The organism is Amycolatopsis melonis (assembly GCF_040064235.1).
Classification (GTDB): Bacteria; Actinomycetota; Actinomycetes; order Mycobacteriales; family Pseudonocardiaceae; genus Amycolatopsis; species Amycolatopsis melonis.
In genome coordinates this window covers 319,327-329,159 of record NZ_JBDZYD010000013.1, presented here as the reverse complement: position 1 = coordinate 329,159, position 9,833 = coordinate 319,327, and the positions used below count along the sequence as shown (strand labels likewise).

8 protein-coding genes are annotated in these 9,833 nt (G+C 71.7%); 4 read left to right on the top strand and 4 right to left on the bottom strand.

From position 1 onward, the window contains the following. Positions 1-76 precede the first annotated feature (76 nt). The 3 genes from ABJI51_RS32950 to ABJI51_RS32940 are packed head-to-tail and all read right to left on the bottom strand — an operon-like array spanning position 77 to position 2,203. Complete coding sequence (locus ABJI51_RS32950) at positions 77-856, bottom strand: purine-nucleoside phosphorylase (RefSeq protein ID WP_348954961.1); 780 nt, start codon at positions 854-856, stop codon at positions 77-79. Then, positions 849-1,271, bottom strand: a complete 423-nt coding sequence (locus ABJI51_RS32945) for an ABA4-like family protein (protein ID WP_348954960.1) — start codon at positions 1,269-1,271, stop codon at positions 849-851. Before ABJI51_RS32945 ends, ABJI51_RS32950 begins: the two co-directional genes overlap by 8 nt. After that, complete coding sequence (locus ABJI51_RS32940; RefSeq protein ID WP_348954959.1) at positions 1,268-2,203, bottom strand: hypothetical protein; 936 nt, start codon at positions 2,201-2,203, stop codon at positions 1,268-1,270. The genes ABJI51_RS32945 and ABJI51_RS32940 overlap by 4 nt, the downstream gene beginning before the upstream one ends. Before the next feature lie 113 nt (positions 2,204-2,316). Between ABJI51_RS32940 and ABJI51_RS32935 the strand changes: the two genes are divergently transcribed. After that, positions 2,317-2,955 (top strand): MerR family transcriptional regulator, encoded by a 639-nt coding sequence (locus ABJI51_RS32935; protein ID WP_348954958.1) that lies wholly within the window; start codon positions 2,317-2,319, stop codon positions 2,953-2,955. Here the strand turns inward: ABJI51_RS32935 and ABJI51_RS32930 are convergent. After that, positions 2,952-4,676, bottom strand: coding sequence for a serine/threonine-protein kinase (locus ABJI51_RS32930; RefSeq protein WP_348955017.1), 1,725 nt, complete (start codon positions 4,674-4,676; stop codon positions 2,952-2,954). The two genes, ABJI51_RS32935 and ABJI51_RS32930, sit on opposite strands and share 4 nt — an antisense overlap. Positions 4,677-4,804: 128 nt before the next feature. Here ABJI51_RS32930 and ABJI51_RS32925 point away from each other — a divergent pair, with 128 nt between their 5' ends. Genes ABJI51_RS32925 through meaB form a run of 3 tightly spaced genes read left to right on the top strand, consistent with a single transcriptional unit; the run spans position 4,805 to position 9,792 of the window. Beyond that, a complete protein-coding gene (locus ABJI51_RS32925; RefSeq protein ID WP_348954957.1) occupies positions 4,805-6,640 on the top strand; it encodes a methylmalonyl-CoA mutase family protein in 1,836 nt (611 codons plus the stop codon). Beyond that, positions 6,637-8,805, top strand: a complete 2,169-nt coding sequence (gene scpA, locus ABJI51_RS32920) for a methylmalonyl-CoA mutase (RefSeq protein WP_348954956.1) — start codon at positions 6,637-6,639, stop codon at positions 8,803-8,805. The genes ABJI51_RS32925 and scpA overlap by 4 nt, the downstream gene beginning before the upstream one ends. 3 nt (positions 8,806-8,808) lie before the next feature. After that, entirely contained in the window at positions 8,809-9,792 is a 984-nt protein-coding gene (gene meaB, locus ABJI51_RS32915; RefSeq protein WP_348954955.1) for a methylmalonyl Co-A mutase-associated GTPase MeaB, read from the top strand. Positions 9,793-9,833: the final 41 nt, after the last annotated feature.

Below are 9,833 nucleotides of genomic sequence, written 5' to 3'. Positions count from 1 at the left end.
TCGTGAGTGAGAAACAGGGTTAGAACACTGTTTCTCACTCACGACAAGCCGCGGCAGACCACCCGGGCCGCTGGGCTCAGGCGCGGGTGATCAGGTCCCGCAGGAGGGAGCCCATCTTCGTGGCCGCCGCGCGGCCTGCTTCCAGGACCTCTTCGTGGTTGAGCGGCTCGCCGGTCATGCCCGCGGCGAGGTTCGTCACGAGAGACAGGCCGAAGACCTCGACGCCGGCCGCGCGGGCGGCGATGGCCTCCAGGACCGTCGACATGCCGACCAGGTCCGCGCCCAGCGTGCGCAGCATCCGGATTTCCGCAGGCGTCTCGAAGTGCGGCCCGACCAGGCCCGCGTACACGCCTTCTTCGAGCGACGGGTCGATCTCGCGGGCGATGTCCCGCAGCCGCTTCGAGTACAGGTCCGTCAGGTCGACGAAGTTCGCCCCGACGATCGGCGAGCGCGCGGTCAGGTTCAGGTGGTCGGCGATCAGCACCGGCTGGCCGACCTGGAACCCTTCGCGCAGGCCGCCCGCCGCGTTCGTCAGCAGCACCGACCGGACGCCCGCCGCCGCCGCGGTGCGCACGTTGTGCACCACCCGGTCGACGCCCTTGCCCTCGTAGAAGTGCGTGCGGCCCAGCATGACCAGGACGTTCTTGTCCCCGATCTTCAGCGAGCGGATGGTGCCGCCGTGCCCCACCGCACCGGGCGTGGTGAAGCCGGGCAGTTCGGCGAACGGGATCTCCGTCTCGCACTCCCCGATGACGTCCGCCGCCGGGCGCCAGCCCGACCCCAGGACCACCGCGATGTCGTGCGCGTCCACGCCGGTGCGCTTGGCGATGGCGCTCGCGGCTTCTTGTTCACTCATGCCGCGAGCGTAACCGGGCACTTCGCACCGCCAGGAACGCGACCAGCCCGAACGGCGACAGGAAGATCGTCAGCACCAGGATCGGGCTCACGAGCCACGGCGAGAGGCCCAGCGCCCGGCCCTCCAGGTACATCCACCGCGCGACGAACAGGTCGAACGCGATGAGGTGCGCCCAGACGAGCCCGGCACCCCACGGCGTGGCCAGCAACGCCTGCAGCACGCCGAGATCGGGCCGCAGCATCGCCTGGCCCCACTCGGCGAAGTGCGGCAGCACCAGGGCGAAGTAGCAGGCCAGCGGCAGCAGCGGCACCCACGGCGACGCCATGATCCGCGGCGTCCAGCGCCACTTGGGCGCCAGGATCATCAGCGCCCAGAACGGCGTCGCGAGCGGGAAGGCGAGGTCGAAGAGGATCATCGCAGCGCCATCCGGGAGCCCACCGCGACCGCCCCGGCCAGCACGGCGGACGCGCCCAGCGTCAGCGCGTCCGGGTGCACGATCGACTGCGCCCGCAGCGCCTGCCACGTCACCAGCGCGACCAGGCCCGCGTACCCGGCCGCGCCGATCAGGACGAGCCGCAGGCGGACGACGTCGTCCCGCAGCCGCGGGAACCGCGCGGACAGTGCCGTCAGCGCGATGGCCAGCAGCGGCAGGGCCTGCAGGGCGTGCATGCCGACGAAGTGGGGGATCCGCAGGTCGCCGCCGACCGTGCTCCAGCCGAGCAGCGGCAGGCCCGGACCGCCGTCGGGGAGCCCGACGGTGTGCGCGCCGACCATGTCCGGGTGCCCGCCGGTCTTCCACTGCGCGAGCTGCTGCGCCGTCGGGTTCGTCATCAGGGTGCCCAGCGAAATCCCCACGAGCGAGAGCACCGCGCCGGTCCGCACCGCCCATGCCGACGCGCGGTCGGGCAGCTTGACGAACATGATCAGCACGGTCAGTGCCAGGGTGGCGCTCCAGAGCCCGACGATCATCGTGCCCATGATGCGGAAGATCGCGGCGTCCTGCGGGGTCGCGATGTTGAAGTGGCTCGCCCGGCCGCGTGCGGCCTGGAAGACGAGCAGGACGTACTCGGCGCCGAAGATCAGGATCAGGAAGTTCGTCAGCCAGCCGGCGGTGCGCCGGAACCGCGGCAGCAGGGAGACGAGCCAGCTCCAGGTGGCGAAGTAGAGCGCGCCGGAGATCGCGAACTTGAGCGGCTTCGCCCAGATCGGCGCGCCCGCCAGGGTCCGCTGGTCCAGCACCAGCGCGGCGACGCACAGGACGGCCACCGCGCCCAGCACGACGGCCGCCAGCGCGGACGGCCGGTGCCAGGTGTTCGTTCTGCTGCGGAGATCGGCAAGGATGGTCATGGTTCCCCCAGAATGGATAGTTCTACTGTCCATAATGGGAAGCTAAGCTATCCATGCTGGGAAATCATCAGGGTTGTCCCCGAGGCCGACCCCGGGATCGGAGCGGGAAACGTATGCGGATGGCCGAACTGAGCGCCGAGTCCGGCGTGCCGGTCGCGACCGTCAAGTACTACCTGCGCGAGGGCCTGCTCCCGCCCGGCGAGCGCACCAGCCCGAACCAGGCGCGCTACTCCGCGGCGCACGTCCAGCGGCTGCGGCTGATCAAGGCCCTCACCGACGTCGGCGGGCTGCCGCTGGCGTCGGTCGGCGCCGTGCTGGCCGCGATCGACGGCGACGAAACCCCGCACCGCACGATGGGCCTCGTCCAGCAGGAACTGGCCGGGCCCGCGCCGGAGGTGTCCGCCGAGGCCGCGCAGTGGGCGTCCGGGCTGCTGGAGGACCTGATGCGCCGCAACGGCTGGAAGCGGTACCCGGCGGAGAACCGGACGGTCGCCAACCTCGTCGCCGCGCTGGCCACGGCGAAGGAGCTGGGCCAGGAGAAGCTCACCGACCGCCTCGAGGAATACCTGGAGCTGGCCCTGCGCGTCGCGGAACTCGACATCGAGGTGGTCGACGGCCTGACCTCGGTCGACCGGATCATCGAGGCGGGCGTGATCGCCACCGTGCTCGGCGACCGCATCTTCGCCGGCCTGCGCCACCTCGCCCAGGAGAAGGTGTCACGCCAGGCTCTTGGCGGCCGCCCGCCCGGTTAGTCCGAGACGCGCAGCGTGCCGGCGACGCGGTCGAAGACGTCGCGCCGGGCGGATTCCTCCTGCTCGGAGGGGGCGGTGACCGAGAGGACCCACAGGCTGGAGCCGGAGTGGACCAGGTTCACGAAGGTCACGCGGATGCCGCCGCCGCCGTCGCTTTCGGGGAGCGCGCCGCCCTCGGCCAGGCGGTAGGTCAGCGTCGTGCCCTTGCCGTCCGGCAGTGGTTCCGGGGTCGAGACCGTGAACGTGTTGCCGGGATAGGACTGCTTCAGCCAGGCGACGTAGTCCTTGTCGTCGAACTTCGGGAAGTAGTCGGCCAGCCGCTCCACCCGCAGCGACCGCCGCCCGTCGGGGGAGACCCACTGCACCACCAGGCTCAGCCCGAACTTGACCGTGTTGTGCGGTGCGACGAACTTCTGCCAGCCCGCCGGGACCTCCAGGCCGAACTGCCCGCCGTTGCCGGTCACGTAGCTCGCGTCGCCGGACTGGGCCACCAGCTCGGGGGCCGGCACCTCGGTCAGCCCGTTCGACGTGACCCGCGGTGCGGCCGCCGGCGGCAGCAGCGACTGCCCGCCGACCGCCCTGGCCAGCACGAACCCGCCGCCCGCGGCGACGAGGAAGAGCAGGATGGCCAGCACGACCAGCGCGGCGGTGGCCCGCGCCCCGCGCCGGGCGGGCAGCGGGGGCGGCGGGACGAACACCGTCGGCGGGTCCGCCGCGGGTGCCGGGGCGGGCGGGCGCAGGAACGGCAGCGGGCCGGGGTCGGCGGCCAGTTCGCTGCTCGACGCCTCGGCCTTCTTCTCCGCCTTGCCCTTCTCGGGCAGGACGGTCTTGATCACCTGCGTGTCGGTCGCGTCCGGCTGGGCCGACGTCTTCTTGCCGTCCGGGGTGCGGAACAGCTCGGGCCCGAACAGGTCGACCGGCGTCTTCGTCTGCAGCGGGTACAGCCGGTGCCGGACGTCGCGCAGCGTGATCCGCTCGCCGGGCTCCTTCTTCATCAGCGCGCTGATGACGTCGGCGAGCGGGCCGTCCTTCGGCTCGGGCACCTCGCCGTTGACGACCTTGCCGACGGTCTCCAGCGGATCGCCGTCGGCGTCGTACGGCGGCGCGCCCTCGACCGCGGCGAACAGCGTCGCGCCGAGGCCCCACAGGTCCGCGGCCGGCGTCACGGCGCCGCCGGAGGCGACCTCCGGCGCGATGTAGGCGGGGGAGCCGAGCATGATCCCGGTGCGGGTCATGGTCGCCTCGGAGACGTTGCGGGCGATGCCGAAGTCGGTCAGCTTGATCCGGCCGTCGCTGGCCACCAGGACGTTGCCCGGCTTGACGTCGCGGTGGGTGATGCCGGCGGCGTGCGCGGCCTCCAGCGCCGACGCCACCGCGATGCCGACCGCGGCGGCCTGCTCGACCGTCAGCGGGCCGTGGTCACGCAGGATGTGCGCCAGGCTCCGCGAGGGCAGCAGCTCCATGACCACGAACGGCTGGTCGTCTTCGCGGGCGACGTCGTGCAGGATGATCACGTTCGGGTGGGACAGCACGGCGATCGCGCGCGCCTCGCGCAGCGTCCGCTCCCGCAGCTCGTCCGCCTGCGACGCCGGGATGCCCGGCGGCACCTTCATCTCCTTGACGGCCACCTGCCGGTGCAGGAACTCGTCGTAGGCCGACCAGACGGTGCCCATCGACCCGGAGCCGAGCACCGAACGCAGCCGGTAGCGACCGGCGACCACTCGTGTCTCTTCGCTGGATGGGGGCACGGTCCAATTGTGGCGTACGGGCCCGGCAGTCCGGACCTCCGGCCCGCAGGGCGACCAGACTCACAGGTCGGGCGCGGCGAGTGCCTCTACCATCACTGGGTATGACTGAAGTGGCCGGTCCGGAGTCAGCGCCGATCTCCGAACTCGACCTGGCGGCCGAGTTTCCCCAGGCGACGCGTGAGCAGTGGCAGGAACTCGTCGCCGGGGTGCTGCGCAAGAGCGGCAAGCTGCCCGAGGACTTCACGGGCGCCCCGGAGAGCAAGCTCGTCACGCGGACCTACGACGGGATCGAGATCCAGCCGCTGTACACCGCCGAGGACGTCCCCGGCGACATCGGCTTTCCCGGGCTGCCGCCGTACGTGCGCGGGGCGCGCCCGGAAGGCCAGGTCGGCACCGGCTGGGACGTCCGGGCCCGGTTCACCGGCGACGACGCCCGCGCGGTCAACAAGGCGATCCTCGCCGACCTTGAAGGCGGCGTGACGTCGATCTGGCTCTCGGTGCCGCCCGCTGCCCTGGCCGACGCGCTGAACGAGGTCTACCTCGACCTGGCGCCGGTCGTCCTGGACGCGGGCGCCGAGTTCGAGGCCGCCGCCGCCGAACTGCTCGCGTTGTTCGACGAGCGCGAGATCCCGGCGAGCGAAGCCACCGCCGTCCTGGGCGCCGACCCGATCGGGCTGGCCGCCCGCTCCGGCTCGGCCGTGGCACTGGAACCGGCCGCCGCGCTCGCCGCGCGTGTCGCCGGGAAGTACCCGAAGGTGCGCACGATCGTCGCCGACGGCCTGCCGTTCCACGAAGCGGGCGGCTCGGACGCCCAGGAGCTGGGCGCTCTCGTCGCCTCGGGCGTCACCTACCTGCGGGCGCTGACCGACGCCGGCCTCGACGCCGAAACCGCGGCCGGGCAGCTGGAGTTCCGGCTCGCCGCGACCGCCGACCAGTTCTCGACCATCGCGAAGCTGCGGGCGGCCCGCCGCCTGTGGGCCCGCGTCGCCGAGGTCTGCGGCTTCTCCTCGCCGATGCGCCAGCACGCCGTGACGTCGCCGTCGATGCTGACCCAGCGCGATCCGTGGGTGAACATGCTGCGCACGACGGTCGCCTGCTTCGGCGCGGGCGTCGGCGGCGCGGACGCGGTCACCGTGCTGCCGTTCGACGCCGCCATCGGCAAGCCCGACGCCTTCTCCGCGCGAATCGCCCGCAACACCCACGCCGTGCTGCTGGAGGAGTCCAGGCTGGCCGGCGTGGTCGACCCGGCGGGCGGCTCCTGGTACGTCGAGAAGCTCACCGACGACCTCGCGCACGCCGCGTGGGCCGAGTTCACCGCCATCGAAGCCGCGGGCGGCCTGGTCGCGGAGCTGGCCTCCGGCGCGCTCGCCGAGCGGCTGGCCTCGACCTGGGAGAAGCGCGCCAAGCGGATCGCGACCCGCCGCGATCCGCTCACCGGCGTCAGCGAGTTCCCGAACCTCGCCGAGAAACCGGTGGTCCGCGAGCCCGCGGAGTCCACTGTGGAAGGTGGCCTGCCGCGGCACCGGTACGCCGAAGGCTTCGAAGCGCTGCGTGACGCCTCCGACGCGTACCTCGCGGCGCACGGCGAACGGCCCAAGATCTTCCTGGCCACGCTCGGGCCCGTCGCCGCACACACCGCACGGGCCTCGTTCGCCGCCAACCTCTTCCAGGCGGGCGGGATCGAAGCCGTCAACCCGGGCGCGACCGGCGACCTGCCGGGCGCGTTCCGCGAGTCCGGCGCCCGCATCGCCTGCATCTGCGGCACGGACGACGCGTACGCGTCGCAGGCGGCCGACGTCGCCGCGTCCCTCGGCGCCGAGTACGTCCTGCTGGCGGGCATGGGAACCTACGACGGCGTGGACGGAAACGTCTACGCCGGCTGCGACGCCCTCGAAGTCCTCAACGGCCTGCACGCCAAGCTGGGAGTCACGCGATGAGCATCCCGAACTTCGCCGGTCTCGACCTCGGCACGCCGTCCCCCGGCGACCGCGACGCGTGGGCGAAGGCCGTGCAGGACGCCACCGGCAAGGGCCCGGACGCCCTGGCCTGGGAGACGCCCGAGGGCATCGGCGTCAAGCCCGTCTACACCGCCGACGATCTGTCCGATGTGGACTTCCTGCACACCTACCCCGGCATCGCGCCCTTCCTGCGCGGGCCGTACCCGACGATGTACGTCAACCAGCCGTGGACCATCCGGCAGTACGCCGGGTTCTCCACCGCCGAGGAGTCCAATGCCTTCTACCGGCGCAATCTCGCCGCCGGGCAGAAAGGCCTTTCGGTCGCCTTCGACCTGGCCACCCACCGCGGCTACGACTCCGACCACCCGCGTGTCTCGGGTGACGTCGGCATGGCGGGCGTGGCGATCGACTCCATCTACGACATGCGGCAGCTCTTCGACGGCATCCCGCTGGACAAGATGAGCGTGTCGATGACGATGAACGGCGCGGTGCTGCCGGTGCTCGCGCTGTACGTCGTCGCGGCGGAAGAGCAGGGCGTCAAACCCGAGCAGCTCGCGGGGACCATCCAGAACGACATCCTCAAGGAGTTCATGGTCCGCAACACCTACATCTACCCGCCGCAGCCGTCGATGCGGATCATCTCCGACATCTTCTCCTTCACTTCGCAGCACATGCCGAAGTACAACTCGATCTCCATCTCCGGCTACCACATGCAGGAAGCCGGCGCGACGGCCGACCTCGAGCTGGCCTACACGCTCGCCGACGGCGTCGAGTACCTCCGCGCGGGCGTCGGAGCTGGGCTGGACGTCGACAAGTTCGCGCCGCGGCTGTCCTTCTTCTGGGCGATCGGCATGAACTTCTTCATGGAGGTCGCGAAGCTGCGCGCCGCGCGCCTGCTGTGGGCGAAGCTCGTGAAGGGCTTCAACCCGCAGTCGTCGAAATCGCTGTCGCTGCGGACGCACTCCCAGACGTCGGGCTGGTCGCTGACCGCCCAGGACGTCTACAACAACGTCGTGCGCACCTGCGTCGAGGCGATGGCCGCGACCCAGGGGCACACGCAGTCGCTGCACACGAACGCCCTCGACGAGGCCCTGGCCCTGCCGACCGACTTCTCCGCGCGGATCGCCCGCAACACCCAGCTGCTGCTGCAGCAGGAGTCCGGCACCACGCGCGTCATCGACCCGTGGGGCGGCAGTGCCTTCGTCGAGAAGCTGACCTACGACCTCGCGCGCAAGGCGTGGGGCCACATCACCGAGGTCGAGCAGGCGGGCGGCATGGCCAAGGCGATCGACGCGGGCATTCCCAAGCTGCGCATCGAGGAAGCCGCCGCGCGCACGCAGGCCCGCATCGACTCCGGGCGGCAGCCGGTCATCGGCGTCAACAAGTACCAGGTCACCGACGACATCGACATCGAAGTCCTCAAGGTCGACAACGCCGGCGTCCGCGCCCAGCAGCTGGAGAAGCTGCGGCGGCTGCGCGAAGAGCGCGACAGCCAGGCGACCGAGGACGCGCTGCGGCGGCTCACCGAGGGCGCGCAGAACGACGGCAACCTGCTGGAACTGGCCATCGACGCCGCCCGCGCGAAGGCCACCGTCGGCGAGATCTCCGACGCGCTGGAGAAGATCTGGGGACGGCACTCCGGCCAGATCCGGACCATCTCGGGCGTCTACCGCGAGGAGGTGGGGAAGACGCAGAACGTCGAGAAGGCCCGCGCGCTGGTCGAGGAGTTCGCCGCGGAGGAGGGCCGCCGCCCCCGCATCCTCGTCGCCAAGATGGGCCAGGACGGCCACGACCGCGGCCAGAAGGTGATCGCCACCGGCTTCGCCGACCTCGGCTTCGACGTCGACGTCGGCCCGCTGTTCTCCACCCCGGCCGAGGTCGCCCGCCAGGCGATCGAGGCGGACGTGCACGTCGTCGGCGTCTCGTCGCTGGCCGCCGGGCACCTGTCGCTGGTGCCCGCGCTGCGGCACGAGCTTGCCGAGCTGGGCCGCGAGGACATCATGGTCGTCGTCGGCGGGGTCATCCCGCCGCAGGACTACCCGGCGCTGCGCGAGGCCGGGGCCGCGGCGATCTTCGGGCCCGGCACGGTGCTCGCGGACGCGGCCATCGACCTGCTCGGCCAGCTGTCTTCGCAGGAGTCCTGACCGTTGCCGCGCAAGATCGACGTCACGGCGTACGCCAAGGGCGTCCTCGCGGGTGACCGCGGGACGCTGTCGAAGGCGATCACGCTGGTCGAGTCGCAGCGGGAGGACCACCGGGCCCTGGCGCAGGAACTGCTGGTCGAGCTGCTGCCGTCGGCCGGTGGCGCCCGGCGCGTCGGCATCACCGGCGTCCCCGGAGTCGGCAAGTCGACATTCATCGACCAGCTGGGCACCGACCTGACCGCGGCCGGGCATCGCGTCGCCGTGCTGGCCGTCGACCCGTCGTCGACGCGGACCGGCGGGTCGATCCTGGGCGACAAGACGCGGATGGCGCGCCTGGCGGTGGATCCGCACGCGTTCATCCGGCCGTCGCCGACGTCCGGCACGCTGGGCGGCGTCGCGCGGGCCACGCGCGAGACGATCGTGCTGATGGAGGCCGCCGGCTACGACGTCGTGCTGGTCGAGACCGTCGGCGTCGGGCAGTCCGAGGTGACCGTGGCGAACATGGTCGACTGCTTCCTGTTCCTGACCCTCGCCCGCACCGGCGACCAGCTCCAGGGCATCAAGAAGGGCGTGCTCGAACTCGCCGACGTCATCGCGGTCAACAAGGCCGACGGCGAGCACGAGCGGGACGCGCGCCGCGCGGCGCGGGAGCTGTCCGGCGCGCTGCGGATGATCTACGGGCCCGACGCGACGTGGACACCGCCGGTGCTGACCTGCAGCGGCCTGCACAACCTGCGGCTCGACGAGGTCTGGGCCGCCATCGAGAAGCACCGCGAGACGCTCACGGCGTCCGGCGAGCTCGACGCCCGGCGGCGGCAGCAGCAGGTGGACTGGACCTGGGCAATGGTGCGCGAGCAGCTGCTGAGTCGCCTGGCGGCGCATCCGGACGTGCGAACGGTCGTTCCCGACGTCGAGCGGGCGGTGCGGGACGGTGAACTGACAGCTACCCTCGGTGCACAGCGGATCCTCGACGCGTTCGGTGGATGACGGACGCACGGGTTCGCGGGCAGAATGCCTGGTCGTGGCGA